We start from the raw sequence: 23,798 nt of genomic DNA, 5'->3' as shown, positions 1-23,798 counted from the left end.
GTCCCTCCTAAGCTACAGGCGCGCTTGAGCGCTCGATATTGACCAGAAACGCCTTGAACTCCGGCGTTTCAATGTTCGCGTCGCCGACGAAAGGTGTCAGCGAGTTCGGACCGAAGCCCTTGCGGGCGGCCCCCATGAAGCCCCAATGGAGCGGGATGCCGACCACATGCACCGTCTTGCCGTCGCAGATGAGCGGCTTGATGCGCTTGGTCACCACGGCCTTGGCCTTGACCGAGCCGCGCTTCGACCACACCCGCACCCAGTCGCCCTTGGCAATGCCCTTTTCCTTCGCCAGCTCTTCCGAGATTTCCACGAAGAATTCCGGCTGCAGAACGGCATTCACTGTGACGTGCTTCGTCCAGTAGTGGAAATGCTCGGTCAGGCGGTAGGAAGTCGCCGCATAGGGGAATTCCTCCGAGGCCGTTTCCGCGAACTGCTTGAAGTCGTCGTTGAAGACGCGTGCCACCGGATTGCCCCGAACCTTCGGCGCGATCACATTGGCGACAGGCGATTCAAACGGCTCGTAATGGGCCGGGAACGGACCGTCACGCATCATGCCGCGGCTGAACAGGCGCGAAGAGCCTTCCGCATTCATGATGAACGGACCGACCTCGTTCGGCTTGGCGGTCGGCGCGATGTCCGGCACGTCATAGCCCGTCCATTTCGAACCGTCCCATTCGATGAGCTTGCGGCTCGGGTCCCACGGCTTGCCGTTGAGGTCGGCGGAGGCGCGGTTATAGAGAATGCGACGGTTTGCAGGCCACGACCAAGACCAGTTGAGATAGGCGCCTGTCTCGTCCGGATCATGGTTGTCGCGGCGAGCCATATTATTGCCAGCCTCGGTGAAGCAACCGGAATAAATCCAGCATCCCGATGCGGTCGAACCGTCGTCGCGCAATGCCGCAAAGCCGGACAGAAGTTTGCCAGCCTCGGCAACCACCTTGGTCGGATCGGTTGGATCGGTCACCGTGCCAATCGCACGACCGTTCAGTTCCTTGGCCAGTTCTTCAGCCGTCGGTTCGCCCTCATCCTTGTAATCCCACACGAGATTGAGGATCGGATCGGGGAAAGCACCGCCTTCCTTACGATAAAGCTCCTTCAGCCGCAGATATATCTGCGCCATGATCCAGTTATCGGTCTTCGCGTCGCCGGGCGGTGTAGCACCAGGCCAGTGCCATTGCAGCCAGCGTCCGGAATTGGTGAGCGAACCCTCATCCTCTGCAAAGCAGGTGGAGGGCAGCTGGAACACTTCCGTCTGGATGGAAGCCGAATCCACATCGTTGAATTCACCGTGGTTTTCCCAGAAACGAGAGGTTTCCGTTTCCAGCGGGTCCATCGTCACGAGGAATTTCAGCTTCGACAAAGCATCGGTCAGCTTCTTGCGGTTCGGCACCGCCATCAGCGGATTGAAGCCCTGACAGACATAGCCGTTGACCTTGCCTTCATACATCATGTCGAAGATACGAAGCATGTCGTAATTCGGCACGTCCAGCTTCGGCAGCCAGTCATAGACGAAGTCGTTTTCGACAGTTGCGGCACTGCCCCACATCGCCTTCTGGAAACTGACGAAGAACTTGCGATAGTTCTGCCAGTAGCTCGTCTGGTTCGGGCGCAGCGGCTTGAAACCGCGTGTCGACATATAGATTTCGAGATCGGTTTCCTTTTCAACCGGGATATTCATATAGCCCGGCAGAAGATTGGACATCAGACCGATATCGGTCAGCCCCTGAATGTTGGAGTGACCGCGCAGCGCATTCATGCCGCCGCCACGCACGCCGATATTGCCGAGGATCAGCTGCAGCATCGCCATGCAGCGAATATTCTGCGACCCCTTGGAATGCTGCGTCCAGCCGAGCGCATACATCGACGTCATCGTCTTGTCGGGCGCCGAGCATTCGGACATCATCTCGGCCACTTTCAGGAATTTCTCCTTCGGCGTGCCGCAGATGCGTTCCACCATTTCCGGCGTGAAGATCGAAACATGCTGCTTCAGCAGATTCCACACACAACGGGGGTTCTGCAGCGTATCGTCGACGACCGCATAGCCGTCATCGCCGATCACATAGTCCCAGCTCGAGCGGTCATAATCCCGCTTTTCCTCGTCATAGCCGGTAAACAGCCCGTCCTTATATTCGAAGCCATCCTTGATGATGTAGCTGGCATTGGTGAAATGCTTCACATAATCCCACTGCACCTTGTCATTCTGGATGCAGTAATTGATGACGCCGAGCAGGAAGGCGATATCCGAGCCCTGCCGGATAGGCGCGTAGAAATCCGCCACGGAAGCCGTGCGCGTGAATCGCGGATCGACGACGATCAGCCGGGCACCGCGGTTGGCCTTGGCCTCCGTCACCCATTTGAAGCCGCAAGGATGCGCTTCCGCCGCATTGCCGCCCATGACGACGACGAGATCGGTGTTCTTGATATCGGTCCAGGAGTTGGTCATTGCTCCGCGGCCAAATGTTGGGGCGAGACTCGCCACCGTCGGGCCGTGTCAGACGCGTGCCTGGTTATCGAATGCAACTATGCCTGTGCTGCGCACCACCTTGTAGGTGAGAAACGCCGTTTCATTGGTGGTCGCCGAAGCCGCAAGGAAGCCTGTCGAGGTCCAGCGGTTGACCGTTGTGCCTGCCGCGTTCTTCGCGATGAAGTTGGCGTCGCGGTCGTCTTTCAGATGCCGCGCGATGCGGTCAAGCGCATCTTCCCAGGCAATCTGTTTGAACTCGGACGAACCCGGTTCGCGTACCTGCGGATATTGCAGACGGGTCTTCGCCTTGACGAAATCCTTCAGTGCCGCGCCCTTGGGGCAAAGCGTGCCGCGATTGGTCGGGTGATCCGTGTCACCTTCAACGTGGATCAGCTCGGCCTTTTCGCCTTTCCTGACATCACCCTTGGAATAAAGAATAATACCGCAGGCGACCGAGCAGTAAGGGCAGGTATTTCGGGTTTCGGCCGTGTTGGTCAACTTGAATGGGCGAATGGATTCGGCATAGGCGCTTTCCACTGCACCAAAACCGAAGGACCCAAGCGCCGAAGCCGCCACTACCGCCCCCGTTCCGCCCAGAAACTGGCGGCGTGAGAGCTCCACATTCATTGCGCTGCACCTCCCTGATCGTCAGAAGAAAAACGCCGAAGCATATTCTTCTTTAAATTGGACTTGCCTGACATCAGTTCACCGCAATAAAACCAAGTTGTCAACCGAACAGCAGGCTAAAAAAATTAACAATAAGGTGCATTTATCAATAACATGACTTTAATTGTCAGGTATTAATACATGGACTTCATTACGAGAATGACTTGAAAACGCGCTGGCTGATTGACGTTCCTGTGTAAAAACGCCAGACTGATGTCGTGGCTTCTTTTGTTGCTCCCGAGTTTCGGGGCCTGAATTTTGAGTGGCTCTTGCCTCGCGTCGGCTTCTTTGACCCGGTGCGACGGTGTTGTGCGGCCCTCAGCTCAGGCTCTCTTCAATCGAGCAAAGCTGCATCCAGATTTCCTGCAATCGCTGCATACCTGCCGCTTTCCGAACTGAAGGCGGCGGAACGATGTTTCTCGCGCAATCGCAACAACAACAATTCAAAGCAAAAAGGGGATCGTCATGAACCGTCGGGAAGTTCTTAAATCCGGTGCGGCCTGCGCCGCTTTCAGCATGCTGCCGAATTTTGCATCTGCAGCCGGTAACACATTCGCACCGCAACCGTCGGGCTGGCGCAGCTTCGAGATTACCACCAGCATCACGCCCGCCGCTTCGGGGGAAGTCATTCGTGTCTGGGTTCCGATGGCCGGGTTCAATGGCAATGACTGGAACCGTCCCGAAGGCAATCGCTGGACGACAAACGCCAAGGTCGCGCGGCTCGATCGCGATCCGGCCAGCGGCACCGGCTTGCTTTACCTCGAATGGGACGCAAACGAAGCGAAACCGCAAGCCGAGGTCATCAGCCTCATCTCCACCCGAGACCGTGCAAGCAATCTCGATGCGTCAGCAAAGGCCGTGCCGCTGACCCGTGCCGAACGCGAACGCTATCTGGCCGGGACACGCCTTGCACCCGTTGATGGTATCGTCAAACAGACCTCCGACAAGATCATTGCGGGTGCCGCCACCGATCAGGAAAAGGCGCGCCTCATCTATGACTGGGTCGTCGCCAACACCTACCGGCGCGCCTCGACACGAGGCTGTGGCGACGGCAATATCGTCGCCATGCTCGACAGCGGCGATCTCGGCGGCAAATGCGCCGACCTCAATCCGCTGTTCGTCGCTCTGATCAGGGCGGCGGGAATTCCGGCCCGCGACCTTTATGGCGTGCGCGTTGCGCCTTCCGCCTTCGGCTACAAGAGCCTTGGCGCGAAGAACGAAGTCATCACCAAGGCCCAGCACTGCCGCGCCGAAATCTATCTTGACGGCATTGGCTGGGTCGCAACCGATCCGGCGGATGTGCGCAAGGTGATGCTGGAAGAGGAAAAGGATGGCCTGACCGCCGACGATCCACGTGTCGCAGCCGTGCGGCAAAAGCTTTTCGGTTCATGGGAAGGCAACTGGATCGCCTTCAATGATGGCAGCGATATCGCCTTGCCTTCTGCTCATGGCCCGGAACTCGGTTTCCTGATGTATCCGCAGGCCGAAGTTGCCAGCGCCCGTCTGGATTGTCTCGATGCGGATGCTTTCCGCTACACGATGACCGCGCGCGAAATAACAATTTAGCTTGAGGAAATAGCATGGATATCGCATCGCCTATTCGTCTCAGCACGCTTGCCCATGGCGGCGGCTGTGGCTGCAAGCTTGCTCCCGCCGTCCTGCAGGATCTGCTGGCCGACCAACCGACCATGCAGCCTTTCAGCCAGCTTCTCGTCGGAACGGAAACCGGCGACGATGCCGCCGTCTGGCAGCTCGATGACGAAAACTGCGTGATCGCCACCACCGACTTCTTCATGCCGATGGTGGACGATCCGTTCGATTTCGGATGCATCGCAGCCACCAACGCGATATCCGACGTTTATGCCATGGGCGGAACACCGATCATGGCGCTGGCGATCCTCGGCATGCCGGTGAACAAGATGCCCGCCGAAATGATCCGCGAAATCCTGAAAGGCGGCTCCAGCATCTGCGCTGAAGCTGGCATTCCGGTCGCGGGCGGACATTCCATCGACGCGCCGGAGCCGATCTACGGATTGGCCGTCATCGGCACCTGCAAGCTTTCCAGCCTGCGCAAGAACAGCGGCGCACGTCCCGGAGACACGTTGATCCTGACCAAGGCAATCGGCGTCGGTATTTATTCCGCTGCCTTCAAGAAGCAGGAACTCGACAGCGCCGGTTACGATGAAATGATGGCGTCCGTCACCTTGCTGAACCGGGTTGGCGCCGAGCTAGGCAAGGATGACGCCGTCCACGCAGTCACCGACGTCACCGGCTTTGGCATTCTCGGACATGCACTCGAAATGGCGCGCGGTTCGAATGCAGGTATCAGCCTCGACTATGCTGCGCTGCCGTTGCTCAAGCACGCCGAAAAGTTGACGCAAGGCGGTTTCGTGACCGGAGCCTCCACCCGCAACTGGGCAAGCTATGGACATGATGTGCAGTTGCCAGACGATTATCCGCTCTGGAAACAGCAATTGCTGACCGACCCGCAGACCTCCGGCGGGCTTCTGATATCCTGCGCACCGGAGGAAGCCGAAAGGCTTTTGAACAGCATCCGCGGCGCCGGTTATCCATCTGCCCGCATCGTCGGAAAGGTGACAGACGATGCAGGCCGCGTGACGGTGACAGGATAGGAATTGTTGAGTCGGCTCATCAACAGCTCGCTTGCCGTTTGGGCCTTTCTTCTCTGGAAATCGCCGCCATGAGGCGATAAAGGCAACAGGATAATATTTTCCAGAGGGACATCATGGGCTATTTTCCAAGTTGGCGTTTGACATCAAACGCCGTCGTGCTTCCTGACGAGCGCCTGCCAGCCGCCGCCGCCATACCGATGGGCGTGCAGCATCTTCTCGCAATGTCGGGCTCGACCATCGTCGCTCCGCTGCTGATGGGTTTCGATCCCAATGTGGCCGTTTTCTTCTCCGGTATCGGCACGCTTCTGTTCTTCGTGCTGACGGCAGGTCGTGTGCCAAGCTATCTCGGCTCGTCCTTCGCATTCATCGCGGTCGTGATCGCCGCAACCGGCTATAGCGGTTCCGGCCCCAATCCCAATATCGCCATCGCGCTCGGCGGCATCATTGCCTGCGGCGCGCTCTATGCCCTTATCGGCCTTGTAGTCATGGCCATCGGCACAGGCTGGGTCGAACGACTGATGCCTCCAGTCGTCACCGGCGCCATCGGCGTTTCCATCGGCCTCAACCTTGCGCCGGTCGCCGTCGGCCAGTTGAAAGGAAGCGGCACGCATATAACCATCGCGCTGCTCACTGTTCTCTGCATGGCGATGATCGCAGCCTATGGACCGCGTGGAACCAAGCGCCTGTCGGTGCTCTTCGCACTGCTGTTCGGCTATCTTCTGGTCCTGATCCTCGGCAACGGTCTCGGCATCGTGCCCGGCATCGATTTCACCGCCGTCAACAATGCAGCCTGGTTCGGCCTGCCGCATTTCACCACGCCGGAATTCAACTGGCAGGCGATCACCCTCATCGCGCCGGTCGCCGTCGTTCTGGTGGCTGAAAATCTCGGTCATATCAAAGCACTCGGCTCCATCACCGGCCAGAACATGGATCGCTACATCGGTCGCGGCTTCCTCGGTGATGGCATCGCGACCATGATTTCCGGCTCAGGCGGCGGCACCGGCGTCACCACCTATGCCGAAAATATCGGCGTCATGGCGATGACCAAAGTTTATTCGACACTGATCTTCGTCATTGCGGCCGTCATGGCACTGATCCTCGGCATGTCGCCGAAATTCGGCGCGATCCTGCAGACCATCCCTGCCCCGGTTCTGGCGGGTCTTGCCGTTTCAGTGTTCGGCCTGATCGCCTCGGCAATGGCCCGCATCTGGATCGTCAACAAGGTGGACTTCGCGGATTCCCGCAACCTCTTCACCGCTGGCGTGGCACTGATTTTCGGCGCTGGCGACTTCACGCTGAAGATCGGCGATTTCGCTCTTGGCGGTATTGCCACCTCAACGCTTGCAGCCTTGGTCTTCTACCAACTGCTCGGCATTGCTCGCAGCGAGAAGCCTGCCGCATAAGACAAAGGGGAGCGGGCACTTGTCCCGCTCCTTCCATGCTGAAACAGCTCATACTTGATCGACATCAATTACTGTATTTTTATATTCGTCTATGTCTGTGAACGAAGATCATCCGGATGAGACGGGCTCATGTTATCAGACCTTTTCGAACACAACCGGCAATGGGCAGCAGAAAAGCGCCAGGAAGACCCTGAATATTTCAGCCGGCTGTCATCGATGCAGCGTCCGGAATATCTCTGGATCGGATGTTCGGACAGCCGTGTTCCGGCCAATGTTGTCACCGGATTGCAGCCGGGCGAAGTCTTCGTGCACCGCAACGTCGCCAACCTCGTCCATCGCGCCGATCTGAACCTTCTGTCGGTGCTTGAGTTTGCCGTCGAGGTGTTGGAGATTAAACACATCATCGTCTGCGGCCATTACGGATGCGGTGGCGTGCGTGCTGCCATGGCCGGATATGGCCACGGCATCATCGACAACTGGCTCCAGCCGGTTCGCGATATTGCGCAGGCAAACGAGCAGGAGCTGGACGGTTTTGCTGATCCCGAAGAACGTCTGAACCGGCTTTGCGAGTTGACCGTGGCCTCGCAGGTGGAAAGCCTGTCGCGCACGCCGGTTCTGCAATCGGCCTGGAAACAGAACAAGGATATCGTCGTGCATGGCTGGATTTACGGCCTCAAAGATGGCCTGTTGCGCGACCTTGAATGCGATTGCACGAAAAGCGTGCTGCGTTTTTCGTGTCAGCCAGCGGGATAATCCGCAAGCAGCTTTTCGGCCCTGACACGCATGTCCGGTCCGAGCTCGGTCGAACGTCGCGCAATCTTGTCGAAACAAACCGTAGTCGTCTCGTTGACCGCGCGCAGTTCGCCGTCCAGCGAACCCACCATCATCTGGCGAAAGATGATCGATGAGCGCCCGACTTTCAGCACATGCGAACGGATCGTCAAAAGGTCTCCGGCTGGCACTTCCTGCTTGTATTCGGTTGTCGCGCGCACATCTGCCCAGCCGAAGCTGTCATCGGGAATTTTCCCGGCGATATGGCCCAAAAGCTGAAAGCTCGCATCATCGAACATCCCGGCATAATGCCGGACATTCATGTGTCCCATGACATCGCACATCCACGGATGCGCGACGCCAACAAAGGTAACAAGACCACTCATCGCGCCACCGATTGATAGCCACCGAGGAAAGCCGTGAGGTTATCGCCCAGCGCATCGCAAAGATAGCCACCTTCCTGCACGATAACGGTTGGCAGCCGAAGCTTCGCGATTGCTTCGGCAATCCGGCCAAAACCGCCAGTGGTGACCGACAATCCGCCGAACGGGTCGCCTTCAAACGGATCAAGGCCAAGCGCCACCACCAGCGCATCCGGCGCAAAGGCTTCGATACGGCGGAAGGCCGTGTCGAGTGACGCAAGGAATTCGGCATCGCCGGATTTGCGCGGTAGTGGCAGGTTGAGATTGTAACCAAGCCCCGCACCCTCGCCGCGCTCATCAGCATGGCCCCAGAAAAATGGATAGAAGCGCACCGGATCGGCATGGATCGAGACGGTCAGTACGTCGGGACGGGCATAGAATATCCCCTGCGTCCCGTTGCCATGATGCAGATCGACGTCGAGGATTGCCACGCGCTCCGCTTTCGAGCGCAGGCGCTGGGCTGCGACCGCTGAATTGTTGACGAAGCAGAAACCGCCTGCCACATCGGCGAAGGCATGATGCCCCGGCGGACGGCAAAGCGCATAGGCCGCGACCTCGCCTGCAAGCACCGCATCGGCGGCATCGACCGCGCCCCATGCGCTCCAGCACACGCTTTCCCAAGTATGTTCAGCAATCGGGCACGCCGTATCAGCCATGTGATAGCCGACCTGCCCCACGGCAGACGCCGGATAGCGACCGTCACGCGCCAGCGGGTGGATGTTCGGGATCACCTCTTCCGAAGCCTCCTCGATGCGCCGCCAACGGGCATAAATGTGCTGCAGGAATTCAAGATATTCCGGCGTATGCACGGCTGCAATCGGGCCCAGACCATGATTTTGCGGACGGATGATTTCGTAGCCTGCGGCCTTCGCACCGGCGAGCAGGCGCTCAACACGCTCCGGCTGTTCGGGGTTAGGCTGCGGCGCACCGCTGGAAAGAAAGGCTTTCGGGTCGTGACGCTTCTGCTCAACGGCGTAAAAGGCTTTCATGATTACTCCCTGATTTGATTGATGCGCGCCAGACGGGCGAAATCATCGCCATAGGCACCGTGATCGCGGTCGGCTTCAATCCAGCCGATATCCAGCCGGTCATAAAATCTTTGCGCTGCGACATTGTCCCGGTCCACGGCCAGCCGCAGATAGACACCGCCGCGCGCCATCGACCAGGAGGCGACATGACGCAAAAGCATCTCGCCGATCCCCTTGCCGCGAAAGGTTTCGTCGACATAGAGGTCCTGCACGTAGACGCCGGGTTTGCCCAACCATGTCGAGAAGATCGGGAAGAACAGGGCAAGACCGGCAAACCTATCGTCCACCTCGGCAATCAGGCTGGTGAAAGCAGCATAGGGACCGAAGCCGTAACGACGGAAATCCTCAACCGTGCTGGAGATTTTTCCCGCAGCGCCAAGTCCTGCGCCCATCGTGCAGATTGCTGCGTGAATCTGTTCGGCATCGGCAAGTTCGCCAAGCCGAACCACGACGCCGGTTTTACTGTCCAACACGATCTTCGGCATCAGAGCATTTCCTGTTTTGATTGAATCAGTGGAAACTCTCGATCCTTTTGTTTTTACGCATGTCTTTATCCCGAAACCGGTTCCCACTTTCGGGAGACATGCTCTAGAACGCCACCCTGTCTCCACCTTTGAGACCCAGATATTCACGCGCCTCGTCAGGCGTTGCAACGTCCAGCGACAGGCCGTCAAGGATGCTGCGGATGCGACGAACCTGATCGGCATTGCTCTTGGCCAGTTGGCCGCGCCCGTCATAAAGGCTGTCTTCCAGCCCGACGCGGACATTGCCGCCCATCGCCGCCGCCATAGTAATCATCGGAATCTGGTGCCGTCCTGCCGCCAGCACGGAGAAGGAATAGTCGTCCCCGAACAGCTTGTCGGCGATCCGTTTCATATGCATGAGATTGTCCGGATCGGCCCCGATACCACCCAGAACCCCGAAGACAAACTGGATGAACAGATGGCCGGACACCAGCCCCCGGTCGCGGAAATGCGCCAGCGAATAGAGATGGCCGACATCATAGCATTCAAACTCGAAGCGCGTGCCGCAGCCCTGCCCAAGACTGGTCAGAATGCCTTCCATATCCGCAAATGTGTTCTTGAAGATCGAATGACGCGTGGCTTCAAGCAGTTCCGGTTCCCACGCATGTTTCCACTCGCGCGGCTTGTCGAGCGCCGGAAACAGCGCGAAATTCATTGAGCCCATGTTGAGCGAGCACATTTCCGGTTGCGCCTTAAGCGGCGCCGCCAGCCGGTCTTCCAGTGTCATCAGCGACGAGCCGCCGGTAGAAATATTCACCACCGCCGCGGTCGATTGCTTGATGCGCGGCAGGAACTGCATGAACAGGTCCGGGTTGGCGGACGGCCTGCCGTCGCGTGGATCGCGGGCGTGAAGATGCAGGATGGATGCGCCCGCTTCCGCCGCCGCAATGGCTTCGCTCGCAATCTCGTCGGGCGTCACCGGCAGATGCGGCGACATGGAGGGCGTATGGACGGAGCCTGTCACCGCGCAGGTGATGATCACCTTGCGACGCGTCTTCTTCTTGTCGGTCATGATCCGGTTTCCTTACGCATTCACAGGCAGTTTGAGTTCACGCGCCAGAACCTCCAGCGTGTCACCGAGAATGGCGGTGATCTCGCCGACCTGTTCGCGGCTCACAATCATCGGCGGGCAAACGAGGAAATGGTCGCCCTCGACACCGCCGCGCGTGCGACGCGAATAGATGATGAGCCCGCGTTCATAGGCGAGATCGACCATGCGCTGATGGGCGTTCAGTTCCTTCGGCAGCGGCTTCATGGTTTCGGGGTCAGAAACGAATTCTGCAGCCAGCAGCAGGCCTTTGCCGCGCACGTCGCCGATGAAGGGGAAGCGTTTCGCAAGCCCCTCCAGTTCGCCCTTCAGTGCATCACCCATGCGAGCGGCGTTGCCAACCAGATCGAGACGATCAATCTCCTGCAATACGGCCTTGCCCGCCGCACAGGCCAATGGATTGCCGGCATAGGTGAAGCCGTGCAGGAAGCCACCTGCATCCAGAACCGGCTGGACGATGCGGGCCGGCGCCGCCATGGCGCCAAGCGGGCAATAGCCGGAGGCAAAGCCCTTGGAAAGCGCTATAAGGTCGGGTTTGCAGTTCCAGTGATCGCCGCCGAGAAACTTGCCGGTGCGCCCGGCACCGCTCATCACCTCGTCGTGGATCAGAAGGATGCCATAACGGTCGCAGATTTCGCGGATGCGCGGATAATAGCTGTCGGGCGCGACCAGCGCGCCGGTGGATGCGCCACCGATCGGCTCCATGATGAAGGCAAGCACGCTTTCGGGGCCTTCTTCCTGAATCTTCTCCTCCAGCATGTCGGCATATTTCTGGCCGCGTTGTTCCATCGTGAGATTATCACGGTCGAGATAGGCGGTCGGTGCCAGGACTTTCGGCATTTCGCGCATGATGGGTGCGAAAGGTTCGCTCAGTGCCGCATAGCCCGTGACAGCCAGCGCGCCAAGCGTGCCGCCGTGGTAGGATGGAAAGCGCGAAATCACTTTCCAGCGCTCGCCCTGCCCGGTTGCGACCGCCCATTGGCGGGCGAGCTTGATGCAGGATTCGACGGCTTCCGAACCGCCGGAAACGAAGAAAATCTTGTCCAGCCCCTCCGGCATACGCTCGGCGGCCATGCGTGCCAGATCTTCCGCCGGTTCGTTTTCAAAGTGCAGGCGATAGGCGAAGGTCACGCGGTCCATCTGCTCTTTCATGGCATCGAGCACGCTGCGATTGCCATGGCCGATATTGACCACCATCGCGCCGCTCGACCCGTCGATGGCACGGCGTCCGTCCTGATCCCAGATATAGATGCCTTCGGCACGATCCACCAGCGGCCTGCGCAGGCGTGACTGGTAAAAAAGATGCGATGCCGGGCGTTCGTTCTGTGTTTTTGTGTTGAGCATGGCGTTACTCTGTCAGCGCTTGAGATATTGGTTGAGAACATTGGCGGTCACACGCTCGACCATGCGGTCGCCGCGTTTGAGAGCCGCTACCCACTCGCAGCTTCCGGCGTGGAAGACCTCGCCCTTGCCGCGTGGGAAATTGACGATCATGCCGCAGCCGCGCTTAATGCGTTCGACGGCTGTATCACCATTGTCGCCGATCAGCGTATCGGCAACGAATTTGGCATCGGCATCGGAGAGGAACTGGTCGTCGGCTGGAATATCCGCACTCTCCTCCTTGAGAGACGACATGCCGAGCGCCAGAATCTGCAATCCATCGGGAGCGCCACTGCCCTCCTCCGGCTCCGGCAATCCTCCCCGGATCACATAGTCGAGCCCGTCAACCTCATAGCCGAAGGCATGGCCTTCCGCGCCCAGAAGATCACCGTAATAGATGCCGGTTCCTGCAAAGGCCCAATGCTCGGGGCGATAGACCGGGAAACCGCGCACGCCGCGCGGGGCGCAACCACCCCAGCCGACATAAAGCCCGCGCAACGCATTAAGGCCGAAAGTTTCGGCAGCAGGCCGTCCGGTTTCAGTCGCTTCCCAGCACCCGCTGGTGCGACGCGGATCAGCGGAGCGATAGACCGGGTCTTCGGCGCGGGCGCGATATTTATAGCAGGTCTGGCGCTTGCCATTGTCCTCAAGCCGTGTCTGCCACATGAAATTGCCCGCAAAACGGGCCGCACGACCACCGCCATCGACATAATTATCGACGGCATCACGCATTTCCCACGTCCAGTATTCGTCGTGACCGACAAAGGCAACGCAGTCATAACCCTCGAGGATTTCCGGCGAGAAATGCAGCTCATGCTGGCTGGCAAGATCGACCGCATAGCCTTCCCGCTCGGCCCAGCGGAAGAACAGGCTGTCATAACTTGCCCAGCCGGAAGAGGTATATTTCTTGGAATAACCGTTGGCATAGGCCCATTCCATATGCGGATAGCGCGGCGGCGCGGCAGGCGGCGTCACAATTTCCAGCGGAACACGAGGCGCATCGGACGGCAGGACAACAAAGCCACGGCAGAACGGGCGCTCGATGCTCACCGTTGTCGCATATTGATCGCCATTCGGTCCGGTGATGCCCTGATAATGGTTGGAACCGCCCCAGGTATTATAGGCCGTCCATGTGCCGGTTGCAGCCACCTGCAGGATACGACCCGACTTACGGCCCGCTGCGGGTCGTAGAATGAACAGGTGATGGCAATGGATCGGCTGACCGTCATTGCCATGCGCCTTCAACGTGATGCGATAAGCGCCGGAAGGCCAGTTCTCATCCGTCTGGAAGGCAAATGTCGTCTCCCATCCGCAACCGACAACCGAACATTGCGCTGGTGTTTCCTGCCATGTGCAGTCGATCCCGCGTTTGGAGAAGACCGGCGTTTCCACCGCCCCATCCCGCACAATCTCGATATCGAAACGCGAGGCGGTTGCGCTCACCTGTAGATGAACCGTCGCACCCGGAAGATAGGAATAGGCATCGGTATAGCACCAGATTTCGCCGCGAGGCCCGTCCATGCCAGGATATTCGTAATAATGGCCAAGCACGGCTTCACGCCGCTGGGCCGGGGTCAGCCCGAAATCGGGAAATTCGTTGAGGTGTCTCTCGCTCATTCTGATACCTCAGGCAGCCAGATATTTCTTGAGGAAGGAGCGGGTACGCTCCTGCACCGGATTGCTCAAAATCTGATCCGGCGGTCCCTCTTCCACCACCACGCCGCCATCCATGAACAGAATGCGGTCGGCAACCTCACCCGCAAAGCGCATCTCGTGCGTGACGATCAGCATCGTCATATGTTCGGCGGCAAGCTGCTTCATGACGGCATTGACTTCGTCCACCAGCTCGGGATCGAGCGCCGAAGTAGCCTCGTCGAACAGCATCACCTTCGGCTGCATGGCGAGCGCTCGCGCAATGGCCACGCGCTGCTTCTGACCGCCCGACAGGCGCGAAGGGTAGACGTCGATCTTGTCGGCAAGCCCCACCTTCGACAAAAGCTCCAGCGCCAGTGTGCGGGCCGCGTCCTTGCCCATGCCTTTCAGCTTGATCGGACCGAGCGTGATGTTTTCCAGCACCGTCAGATGCGGGAACAGATTGAAGTGCTGAAACACCATGCCCATCTGCTGACGCACCGCATTGATGTGCTTTTCAAATGCCTGTCCTGCCAGTGGCTGGTTGACCTGCACGCCGTCGAGCCAGACTTCACCGCCATTCAGTGTTTCCAGGTGGTTGATCGAACGCAGAAGCGTGCTTTTGCCGGAACCGCTGGGACCGATGATCGCCACGATCTGGCCGCGCGCCACTGAAAGGTCGATGCCTTTCAGGACTTCCAGCGCGCCGTAAGCCTTGCGGGCATCCTTTACTTCGACCATCGGTTTTGCAGATTTGGAGCTGCTCATCGCGTGCCCTCCACTTTTCTTTCAATGCGCCGCAGGCCTGCCTCGAGGACGAGATTGACCACATAATAGATGGCCGCGACGGTGATATAGAATTCAAACGGGCTGAAGGTTTCGCTGATGGCAAGCTGGGCGCTGTGCACCAGTTCAGCAATGCCGATGATCGAAACCAGCGACGTGTCCTTCAGAAGAACGATCATGTTGTTGCCAATGGGCGGGATCGTGTTGCGGATCGCCTGCGGAATGACAACATAACGCAAAGCCTGACCGTGGCTGAAACCGATGGAACGGGCGCCTTCCATCTGGCCGGGATCGACAGCCACAATGCCTGCCCGGATGATGTCGGCATTATAGACCGCGAAATGCAGGCTAAGGCCGATAATGCCGGCGCCGAGGGCGGGAATATTGATGCCGATCTGAACCAGTCCGAAATAGATCAGGAACAGTTGCAGCAGAAGCGGCGTTCCCATGAACAGCCACATGAAGAACCGTACCGGCCATGCAAGAATGGCAGGCGCATAAAGCACCACCAGCGCAAATGCGATCCCGAGCACGAAGCTTAAGGATGCGGAGGCGACGGTCAGAACCAGCGTCCACCAAAGGCCGGTCAGAAGCAGATCCGTATAGGGAGTGACGATGCTGAAATCGAGAGCTTGCATCCAGTCCTCCCTCACTGCGCCGCGAAGCGCTTGTCGAGGAGATCGACCCCGCGCGCCACGATATAGATGATGATCATGTAGAGAACGGCTGCAACGCCGAAAATCTCGAACGGTTTGTAGGTCGAACCGATGAAACGCTGCGCCGTATAAGTCAGCTCAACCACCGAAATGGTCGAGACCAGCGCCGAACCCTTCAAAAGGGCAATAGCGTTGACGCCCAGTGGACGGATCATGAGGCGAGCGGCCTGCGGCAGCACGACGAACCGCATGGTCTGGCCACGCCCGAAGCCGATGGAGCGCGCGGCTTCGCTCTGGCCGCGATCGACGCTCTGGATCGCTCCACGGATCGATTCCGACATATAGGCGCCGATGTTCAGCCCAAGTCCGATAACGCCAGCAGCAAACGGTTCCAGATTGATGCCGATCTGCGGACCGCCGAAATAGAGAATGAAGAGCTGCACAAGGCAAGGCGTGCCGCGAAAGACACTGACATAGGCAGCTGCAAGTCCCCGCAAAATAGGGGAGCGGGACAGGCGGCCCGCCACGAGTATTGCAGCCACCGCAAGGCCCAGGATCAGGGCCAGCGCGGAAATTTGCACAGTTACCCATGCCGCCTCCAGAAAGAACGGGAGGACGCGCTGCATCAACGCAAAATCCATCGGAAAACTCCGGTCAATCGGTTCTCAACCGGCCCGGACATGTGCCGGGCCGGGATGACGACATATCAGCGAATGTCGCTGCCGACCCATTGCATCGAGATCTTCTCGTAGGTGCCATCGGCCATGATCTCGTCGAGAGCTTTCTGCATCGCTGCCTTCAGCTCGGGATTGTTCTTGCGAATGGCGATACCGATTGCAACGCTGCCGCCTTCAATGTCCGGCGTATCGAGCTTGCGGACTTTCTGTCCGGTTTCCTTGATCGCCACCATGACCGGGATGTTGTCGACGACAATGGCGTCGACACGACCCGAATTCAGTTCAAGCATCAGTTCCGGCAGACCCTTATAGGTGCGAATGGTCCAGCCACCCTGTTCACGCGCCCACTTCTCATGGGTTTCACCAAGCGTCACGCCCAGTGTCTTGCCCTTGAGATCGTCGAGCTTCTGAACAGCGGAATCTTCCTTCACGAAAACCGCGCGGCCCGCGTGATAATATGGTCCCACGAAGTCCACTGCCTTCTCGCGTTCCGGCGTGATCGTCATGGAGCCGACCACCGTATCGAACTTGCCCGCCCGTAGACCGGCAACGATACCGTCCCAGGCCGTGGTGATGAGCTGCGGCTTCAGCTGCATGCGCTCGGCAATCGCCGAACCGATGGAGGCATCGAAACCCACGACTTCGTTCTTCTCATTGACGAAATTGAACGGCGGGTACTGGCCGCTCATGGCGATCTTCAGTTCGCCCGATGCCTTGATCTTTTCAAGATCATCCGCCAGTGCGGGTGCAACCGCAAAAACTGCGTTGGCGGCAATCGTAGCAGCGGCAATGAAACCCGTGAATTTGTTAAACATGCTGTTCCCGACTTCCTCTTGTTTGTTTTTCTTGAGGCTATTTGATGCCTCCCAATTTTCATGATTGCTTTTATGGATACATTTCGCAAATAGATAATGGGAATGGATTGCATAGATTTCATGAATGGATAAAGCCATGTCGCTGCACCGCCCCGAGCGCCTTGTCTGGGATCTGGACTGGAACCTTCTGCGCAGTTTCGTGGTGATTGCTGAAGTGAAAAGCATCACCCGCGCTGCGGAACGGCTCAATCTCAAGCAACCAAGTGTGAGCAATGCGCTGCGCCGGCTGGAAGACCGCATCGGCCAGCGACTGGTGGAGCGTGACGCCACCCATTTTGAGCTGACCGAAGTCGGCAAACTGCTCTATGAACAGAGCATCGAAGTCTTCGGCGCTATTTCGCAACTGCCGCAACTTGTGCGTGGGGTCGGTGACGATGTCACCGGCCATGTCACCATATCGGTGGCCAGTCACATTGTTTCGCCGATCTTCGACCGAGCACTTGGGCTTTTTCATGAACAGCATCCGCGAGCGACGCTAACAATCAATGTATCCGCCAGCACCGAAGTTGCTCGACTGGTTCGAGAGAAGCGCGCTTCTTTCGGTCTTGGGCTGGTGAGCAATCGTGATCCGGCGCTCGACTACACCATGGTCTATCGTGAATTCTTCGGTTTTTTCTGCGGTCCCCGACACCGGATGTTCGGCCAGTCCGGACTGACGCTTGCCGATCTGAAGGGAGAACCGTCGGTTTCATTCCAGACCGACCACATTGCTGACGCGCTGCGCCCGGTAGCTCTGCTGCGCAGTGAGGCGCGGCTTTCACCGGATGTCGTCGGCACCTCGTCGAGCCTTGAAGAAGTGCGCCGGATGATCATTACCGGCCTTGGCATCGGTCCGCTTCCGCTGCACGTGGCGCGACGCGAGATTGATGACGGCCTTCTCTGGCGTTTGCCGCCTTACGATAACCCGCCCGCTATCGATGTTTTCCTGATCCACAATCCGGAAACCAATCTCAACAAGGCCGAGAAAGCCATGCTGGCCGGATTGAAGGGATTGATCGCTTCCACACCGCTGGAAAACCGTATTTACGGAGATTGACGAGCGGGCCTTACCCGCTCGTCCCTATCTAGCTACTCTGCCGCTTCTGCTGCACACAGCGCGTCGCATTCGGCTGCTTCCCGCATGCCGGACAGGCTGACTTGACCAAGCGCGACGGTTGCAACCGCGCTCAGGCTGGCGACAACAGAAACCCAGAAGCCGTTTGCTGCACCGAAATTGTCGACCACCCAACCGGAAACGAACGCACCAAACGCCATTCCGATGCCGATGCCGGTCATGACCCAGGTAATGCCTTCCGTCAGCATCGTCTCAGGCACGCGGCGTTCGATAAGGCCGAAGGCCGTGATGAATGTCGGAGAAATCGCAACGCCGCTGACGAACACCGCCACGGCAAGAAGCGTGGTCGATGTGCCCGCGAAGGGTAATGGCAAGGCAGTCAGTGCCAGCACGCTGACGGCAATCATCAACTGGCGCTGCAGGGGCATACGAAGCGACAATGCACCGAGTGTTATCCCCACAAGAAACGAACCGATGGCATAGACACCGATCACAAGGCTGGCCGCACCGGGCTGACCAAGCTCGCTCGTGATCGCTACAGCACTGACTTCGGCTGTCGCAAAGGTCGAGCCGACGAAGATAAGTGCCAGCGTGATGATCTGAACGGGACGCGACCAGATAGCGGAACGTTGCGGGCTATCCTGATCGAGCGCACGAACCGGCGGTTCACTGGAACGCTGCAGGAGGAAGGCGATCGTGCCCACGGCCAGAAAAGCCGTGCTGATCAGCATCCCCGCTTCGGGGAACAGGGACACCGCAAGCGCCACGGAAAGGGACGCGCCTGAAATATAGACCAGTTCATCCGCCGCCGACTCGAACGCGAAAGCGGTGTTCAGTTCGGGGCGGTTGCGGAAAATTTCCGTCCATCTTGCCCTTACCATGGCCGGGATGCTGGGCATGGCACCGGCAAAAAATGCCGAGACGAACAATGTCCAGTTTGCCCAGCCCTGATTTGTCGCTACGAGCAGAAAGGCGAAGGCTATCACCGAAACGACCGTGGCAGGCATGACGATGCGGCTTTGTCCGTAACGGTCGACAAGGCGTGAAATCTGCGGCGCTATGAATGCATTCGTGAGCGCGAAAGTGGCAGACACCGCGCCCGCCAGCCAATATTCGCCGTGCGTTTGCGCAAGCATGGCCACGATGCCGACAGGGGCCATCGCGATGGGAAGACGGGCGAAAAAGGCCGCCGCCGAAAAGCCGATAGCGCCTGGGGCGCTGAAAATTTCTCTATATGGATTGGACATCGGAGTGGGTCCTTGAAAGGGGAAATTACAACACTTGCATACGGTCCGTATGTTAATTAAATAATTGATACGCGGCGTATGTCAACTAATATACGCAGCGTATGCAAATAAAAGGAATCATGATGCGTAAACCGCGAAGCGAAATGATTGCTGAAACGAGGACGAAGCTGTTGGCTGCGGGCCGCAAGGCTTTTGGAAACGTTGGTTATGCCGAAGCTTCGATGGATGATTTTACCGCCTCCGCCGGATTGACACGCGGCGCGCTCTATCATCATTTCGGTGACAAGAAGGGCCTTCTGCAGGCCGTGATCAACGAAATTGATTGCGAGATGGCCGCGAGATTGTGCATGATTTCTGCCAAAGCGCCCGACCACTGGCAGGGGTTTGTCGAAGAGAATACGGCTTATATCGAGATGGCGCTCGAACCGGAAATCCAGCGGATCATGTTTCGCGACGGGCCGGCGGTTTTCGGCGATCCGTCCAGTTGGCCGAGTGCCAACGGCTGTATCCGCACGATCACCACAGGTCTCGACGCCCTACGAAAAGATGGTGTCATTGTTGATATTGACCCGGAAGCCGCCGCGCGGCTGATCAATGCGGCGAGCAGTGCTGCGGCACAATGGATTGCCAATTCAGACGATCCGGAAACCACATCGAAGAGGGCGGTCAAGGCGTTCCGGACGTTTCTGGAAGGTCTGCTGATCCGGCAGGAAAAGTGAAAGTCAGTCCCTGACCCTTTCGCGAATAGCTGCAACCAGTCTTTCGGGGTCAATCGGCTTGTGCAGCAGCAGATAGCCGCTGGCAGATGCCTCGCGAAGTCTTTCCGGCGAGGTATCGCCTGTCAGGATGATCACCGGCAAGGCCCGCTTCAGCAGAGCGAATATTTCGCCCGCAGCTTCTGTTCCGGTCGTCTGGCCTTGCAACCGATAATCCACGATCAACAGATCTGGCTCCCCAGCCACTTCAGATGTCTGATAGGATCGATAGGCCGCCGCCGCAGTCGGCCCGGCATGAACCCTATGTCCAAGCACCGAAAGCAACCCGCAAAGCGCATCCAGAACGGCAGGCTCGTCATCGATGACTATGATATTGCGGATACCTCCCTGCGCAGTTGACGATGTTGTCCGCTCTCCCACCTTTTCGGCGCGGGGCACCGTTACAGAAAACAACGATCCCTTCCCGAACCCTGAGACAAGCCGGATTGGATGGCGCAAAAGTGCCGCCGTTCGTTTGATGATGGACAGTCCAAGCCCTAGTCCCTTGTCGCGATTGCGCTCGAAATTATCGAGCTGCACGAATTCCTCGAAAATGAGACCATGCTTTTCTTGTGGAATTCCGATGCCTGTGTCGAGCACCTGAATTTCGATTTCACGGCCCCGGTGCCGACAGCCGACCAGGATGCGCCCCTGATCGGTATATTTGATTGCGTTGGAAAGGAGATTGGCGAGAATCTGCTTCAAAAGCGTGGGATCGCTGTCACAGGAAAGCGAAGTCGGCACGATACGAAGGTGGAGCTTCTTTTCAGCCGCTTCACTTGCGAATTCATGCTGCACTTCTTCAAAAATCCGGTTGATCGAAACCGCCTGCCTGTTGGGCACGACGAGCTGTGCATCCAGTCGTGAAACATCGAGCAGCGCATTGAGGAGATCGCTCAGGCTGCCCACGACGCGCTTGATATTATCCGAAATCTGTCGCGCTGCAGTTGCGGCAACCGTCTCCCTGGACGCAAGTGCGGCAAGTGTGGAGTTAAACAGCCCCAGCGCATGGACCGGCTGGCGCAAATCATGGCTTGCCGCAGCGAGAAATCGCGTCTTCGCCTGATCGGCCGCCGAAGCCCTGTCTCTTTCGCTTCTCAGTTCGTCCACAAGCGCCGAGTTTTCGAAACGCAGACGAATGGTTTCCCAGAGATCGCGATAGGTCACCCGACAGTGCTGGAGATTGATCGCCACCAGACACACGATGAGAAAGAGATAGGCATTATAAACACCACCACCCGCCTGCAGGCAGAAGATCGTTACCGGCAGCACTGTGGTGAACAGTGAGCCAATCACGGAGGGCGGGAAAGCCGAGCCCGTAGGAACCGAGCCACAGGCAAGCCCGGTCATGACAATGATCGAGAAAGCGAGGAGATGTGGTTCGCCGGACATGAAGCCGATCCAGCCGAGCATGCCCCAGTTCAGCCCGGACAACCAGGAAAAACCTGCAGCCAGCCAGGCCCATCGGTCGGAATTGAGGATCGGTTGTTTCCGACGAAAGAAGGCCCGCGTCACGAATACCCGGATAATGGACAGAAGGTAGACCGAAGCTGCCCAGGTCCAAAGCCACCAGTCTGGAACTTTGCCCCAGAAAACGATGAATGCGGGCACCGGCACCAACAGGTTTGTCAGGAGGACACCCGCTGAATGCTTGTAGAGCATGCCGGTCAGTTCCTCACGGATTCTGGTTTCATCGAGTTTCCGCGGCGTATCGACGGAGCTATTTATTTGTGCGGGATGGATCGTCATGTGATATTGAAGCCGGATTGTTGCCGCGGGGGAAGTTCATGTCCGGAACTTACAGAGTCGTACTTGCCGATGACCATAGTGTTGTCCGGGAAGGTCTGAAGATGCTTTTATCAACGATAGAAGACACTTCAATCGTGGGAGAAGCAAGGGATTACGGCACACTGTTACTTGAGCTGAAGCGATGCCCTTGCGATCTACTTGTTCTGGACCTCGGAATGCCAGGATTTCTGGGCTATGCATTCATCGAAGAAATCCGAACGGCTTACCGCCGATTAAACATCATCATATTGTCAGCCAGTTCCGACCGGCAGTCCATCGAAAAGGCACTCGAAGCCGGAGCGGATCTGTACCTCACCAAGAACGGCAATCCCGACGAACTGGTAGCTGCAGTCCGCTCGTTACGCAATGCAAAACTGGACGGTGTCCCAGCCACGATTTCCCATCACCCAGAGAAACACCCTGCAGGTAATCCGCTTCCCGCCGTCGAACTGCCGATGTCTGTCGCCCTGACCCGCAGAGAAATGCAGTTTCTGGCGCTGATTCCACGTGGCAGCACGACAAGGGAGATTGCGGAGCGGCTGGGCATCAGCGTTCCCACTGCGAGAAAACACCGTGAGAACCTGATGCGCAAGCTTGGGAAGCACAACAGTGCCGAACTGACCGCCTATGCGGTTCGCCTCGGCCTGCCGGTGGAATAGCACCTTTCGAAATACGACATGTGCCGTATTGTTTGTGCGGCAGTCCTCCAACTATCGTTCGTGGTGACCATGTGGGCGCATACCAGCCCACGCATTTGGAGGACGATATGAAGACGACTTTGATTTCTGCGGCAGCGTTTGCAATGCTCGTAACAGGAGCTTTTGCTGCGACGCCGACCACCAGCAAAACCGAAAGCCAACCGGCAGCCTCGCAGGATCATGCAGGTTCCATGCGTCTGGCCGTAGGCCCCAACCGCTATTTTTTGCCATCCATCTCTTCCGGTCGGCGCGGCGCGTTCGGCTGATATTGCCCAATATCAAGTTGCGCGGGGGCTATGCGATCTGGTCCAGAGGTCGTGAAGATGAAAGGGCGGCATATGCCGCCCTTTCATTACGTTTGCACTCTGGTTCAGCGGGCTGGTCTCAGCCCGACACAATCGACGTAAAGTCGGACATGCCCGCGAAGCGCGCGGCACGGACCTTGCCATATTTACTCTTGTCGACGACCAGATGTTTTTCAACAGCGCGCTGCATGGCCATCTGCTTGATTGGCACTTCATGAAAGTGCGAGCAGGTGATACCGTGCTGCTCATCGACACCGCCAGCCGACAGAAATGCCTTGTTGATGTTGACGCGCTTCAGGACGTCGATCCCCTCATCTCCTGAAAATGACGCCGCTTCCGGGTGATAGAGCCCACCGAGAACGATAAGCCGCACATCGCTGCGCTGCGACAGGATTTCCGCTATATTGAGAGCGTAGCAGACAACCGTAATGTGCTGGTTCTGCGGGATGCGGTGAGCAAGGTGTGGCATCGTCGTGCCGCAATCGATGAAAACCGTATCATAGGGTTCGATCAACGCTGCGGCTGCGGCACAAGCCTGTGCTTTGGCATTGGCGTGGCTGTCTTTTTCAAAATCAAAGACATAATCGCCATTCATACCGTCCTGTGTGGGAATAATGTAACCACCCAAACAATTCAGCATCCCGCCGTCACTGCCGATATCTCGGCGGATCGTCATTTCAGAAACGCCAAGACGCGCTGCCGCATCGCGCAGGCGAAGCACACCAGCTTCATCGACCAACGCCGCCAGCTCGGCAATCCGCTCTTCTTTACGGCTGATTCTGCTCACGCTGTCCCCATTTTTCCGGTCCGATCACCCCGTTTATACGTCCGTCACATTTCACGCAACGCGATCATCCGATCTTGACAGGCTGAACATAAATGTGAAACGATCCAAACATAATGATTGGATTGTAACATTATAATTCGCATTGTTGGGAGGATATGACAACAGGGTATTGCACGCCTCGAACAGAATTCCATTC

General features: G+C 57.9%; 22 protein-coding genes. 8 read left to right on the top strand and 14 right to left on the bottom strand.

Annotation, left to right across the window (positions count from 1 at the left end):
* Nucleotides 1-7 precede the first annotated feature (7 nt).
* Nucleotides 8-3,094: a formate dehydrogenase-N subunit alpha gene (gene fdnG / locus CES86_RS17410; RefSeq protein ID WP_080728145.1), complete on the bottom strand. Its 3,087-nt coding sequence runs from the start codon at nucleotides 3,092-3,094 to the stop codon at nucleotides 8-10.
* Between the two features lie 504 nt (nucleotides 3,095-3,598).
* Between fdnG and CES86_RS17395 the strand changes: the two genes are divergently transcribed.
* The 4 genes from CES86_RS17395 to can all read left to right on the top strand — a co-directional run bounded on the left by CES86_RS17395 (nucleotide 3,599) and on the right by can (nucleotide 7,922).
* Nucleotides 3,599-4,699, top strand: coding sequence for a transglutaminase-like domain-containing protein (locus CES86_RS17395; RefSeq protein WP_094515020.1), 1,101 nt, complete (start codon nucleotides 3,599-3,601; stop codon nucleotides 4,697-4,699).
* 14 nt (nucleotides 4,700-4,713) lie between these two features.
* On the top strand, nucleotides 4,714-5,766 hold the full coding sequence (gene selD / locus CES86_RS17390; protein ID WP_094515019.1) for a selenide, water dikinase SelD: 1,053 nt from the start codon (nucleotides 4,714-4,716) through the stop codon (nucleotides 5,764-5,766).
* 113 nt (nucleotides 5,767-5,879) lie between these two features.
* Entirely contained in the window at nucleotides 5,880-7,169 is a 1,290-nt protein-coding gene (locus tag CES86_RS17385) for a solute carrier family 23 protein (RefSeq protein WP_094515018.1), read from the top strand.
* 129 nt (nucleotides 7,170-7,298) lie between these two features.
* Nucleotides 7,299-7,922 carry a carbonate dehydratase gene (gene can, locus CES86_RS17380; RefSeq protein ID WP_011982607.1) on the top strand — a complete coding sequence of 208 codons (624 nt, stop codon included), beginning with the start codon at nucleotides 7,299-7,301 and terminating at the stop codon, nucleotides 7,920-7,922.
* Here can and CES86_RS17375 read toward each other — a convergent pair.
* From CES86_RS17375 to CES86_RS17330, 10 genes are all read right to left on the bottom strand, one after another.
* Nucleotides 7,907-8,326, bottom strand: a complete 420-nt coding sequence (locus CES86_RS17375; protein WP_036587101.1) for an acyl-CoA thioesterase — start codon at nucleotides 8,324-8,326, stop codon at nucleotides 7,907-7,909. The genes can and CES86_RS17375 overlap by 16 nt on opposite strands.
* Nucleotides 8,323-9,351: a histone deacetylase family protein gene (locus tag CES86_RS17370; protein ID WP_094515017.1), complete on the bottom strand. Its 1,029-nt coding sequence runs from the start codon at nucleotides 9,349-9,351 to the stop codon at nucleotides 8,323-8,325. The genes CES86_RS17375 and CES86_RS17370 overlap by 4 nt, the downstream gene beginning before the upstream one ends.
* 2 nt (nucleotides 9,352-9,353) lie before the next feature.
* Entirely contained in the window at nucleotides 9,354-9,875 is a 522-nt protein-coding gene (locus CES86_RS17365) for a GNAT family N-acetyltransferase (protein ID WP_036587099.1), read from the bottom strand.
* 103 nt (nucleotides 9,876-9,978) lie between these two features.
* The gene (locus CES86_RS17360) at nucleotides 9,979-10,926 is read right to left on the bottom strand and encodes a BKACE family enzyme (protein WP_010660814.1); all 948 of its coding nucleotides are present in this window, start codon (nucleotides 10,924-10,926) and stop codon (nucleotides 9,979-9,981) included.
* Between the two features lie 12 nt (nucleotides 10,927-10,938).
* Nucleotides 10,939-12,306: an aminotransferase family protein gene (locus CES86_RS17355; protein ID WP_094515016.1), complete on the bottom strand. Its 1,368-nt coding sequence runs from the start codon at nucleotides 12,304-12,306 to the stop codon at nucleotides 10,939-10,941.
* Between the two features lie 12 nt (nucleotides 12,307-12,318).
* The gene (locus CES86_RS17350; protein ID WP_094515015.1) at nucleotides 12,319-13,959 is read right to left on the bottom strand and encodes a N,N-dimethylformamidase beta subunit family domain-containing protein; all 1,641 of its coding nucleotides are present in this window, start codon (nucleotides 13,957-13,959) and stop codon (nucleotides 12,319-12,321) included.
* Between the two features lie 9 nt (nucleotides 13,960-13,968).
* A complete protein-coding gene (locus CES86_RS17345) occupies nucleotides 13,969-14,715 on the bottom strand; it encodes an amino acid ABC transporter ATP-binding protein (RefSeq protein WP_010660811.1) in 747 nt (248 codons plus the stop codon).
* Nucleotides 14,716-14,738: 23 nt separating this feature from the next.
* Nucleotides 14,739-15,398 (bottom strand): amino acid ABC transporter permease, encoded by a 660-nt coding sequence (locus CES86_RS17340; RefSeq protein ID WP_094515014.1) that lies wholly within the window; start codon nucleotides 15,396-15,398, stop codon nucleotides 14,739-14,741.
* 11 nt (nucleotides 15,399-15,409) lie between these two features.
* Nucleotides 15,410-16,057, bottom strand: a complete 648-nt coding sequence (locus CES86_RS17335) for an amino acid ABC transporter permease (RefSeq protein ID WP_010660809.1) — start codon at nucleotides 16,055-16,057, stop codon at nucleotides 15,410-15,412.
* Between the two features lie 65 nt (nucleotides 16,058-16,122).
* On the bottom strand, nucleotides 16,123-16,908 hold the full coding sequence (locus CES86_RS17330) for an ABC transporter substrate-binding protein (protein ID WP_094515071.1): 786 nt from the start codon (nucleotides 16,906-16,908) through the stop codon (nucleotides 16,123-16,125).
* A 136-nt stretch (nucleotides 16,909-17,044) separates the two neighbouring features.
* Between CES86_RS17330 and CES86_RS17325 the strand changes: the two genes are divergently transcribed.
* Nucleotides 17,045-18,004 (top strand): LysR family transcriptional regulator, encoded by a 960-nt coding sequence (locus tag CES86_RS17325; RefSeq protein ID WP_094515013.1) that lies wholly within the window; start codon nucleotides 17,045-17,047, stop codon nucleotides 18,002-18,004.
* 32 nt (nucleotides 18,005-18,036) lie between these two features.
* On the opposite strand, the gene CES86_RS17320 is transcribed toward CES86_RS17325, so the two are convergent.
* On the bottom strand, nucleotides 18,037-19,269 hold the full coding sequence (locus CES86_RS17320) for an MFS transporter (protein ID WP_094515011.1): 1,233 nt from the start codon (nucleotides 19,267-19,269) through the stop codon (nucleotides 18,037-18,039).
* Between the two features lie 122 nt (nucleotides 19,270-19,391).
* Between CES86_RS17320 and CES86_RS17315 the strand changes: the two genes are divergently transcribed.
* Nucleotides 19,392-19,988 (top strand): TetR/AcrR family transcriptional regulator, encoded by a 597-nt coding sequence (locus CES86_RS17315; RefSeq protein ID WP_036582448.1) that lies wholly within the window; start codon nucleotides 19,392-19,394, stop codon nucleotides 19,986-19,988.
* A 3-nt stretch (nucleotides 19,989-19,991) separates the two neighbouring features.
* Here the strand turns inward: CES86_RS17315 and CES86_RS17310 are convergent, their stop codons facing one another.
* Nucleotides 19,992-21,773, bottom strand: coding sequence for an ATP-binding response regulator (locus CES86_RS17310; RefSeq protein WP_051517829.1), 1,782 nt, complete (start codon nucleotides 21,771-21,773; stop codon nucleotides 19,992-19,994).
* A 38-nt stretch (nucleotides 21,774-21,811) separates the two neighbouring features.
* Here CES86_RS17310 and CES86_RS17305 point away from each other — a divergent pair, with 38 nt between their 5' ends.
* The gene (locus CES86_RS17305; RefSeq protein WP_094515009.1) at nucleotides 21,812-22,471 is read left to right on the top strand and encodes a response regulator; all 660 of its coding nucleotides are present in this window, start codon (nucleotides 21,812-21,814) and stop codon (nucleotides 22,469-22,471) included.
* Nucleotides 22,472-22,578: 107 nt separating this feature from the next.
* On the top strand, nucleotides 22,579-22,776 hold the full coding sequence (locus CES86_RS17300; protein WP_010660802.1) for a hypothetical protein: 198 nt from the start codon (nucleotides 22,579-22,581) through the stop codon (nucleotides 22,774-22,776).
* A gap of 118 nt (nucleotides 22,777-22,894) precedes the next feature.
* On the opposite strand, the gene CES86_RS17295 is transcribed toward CES86_RS17300, so the two are convergent.
* Complete coding sequence (locus CES86_RS17295; RefSeq protein ID WP_029376190.1) at nucleotides 22,895-23,602, bottom strand: DeoR/GlpR family DNA-binding transcription regulator; 708 nt, start codon at nucleotides 23,600-23,602, stop codon at nucleotides 22,895-22,897.
* Between the last annotated feature and the right edge of the window lie 196 nt (nucleotides 23,603-23,798).

The sequence above is a fragment of the Brucella lupini genome, assembly GCF_002252535.1.
Taxonomy (GTDB): domain Bacteria; phylum Pseudomonadota; class Alphaproteobacteria; order Rhizobiales; family Rhizobiaceae; genus Brucella; species Brucella anthropi.
This window is presented reverse-complemented; position numbering and strand designations above follow the sequence as displayed.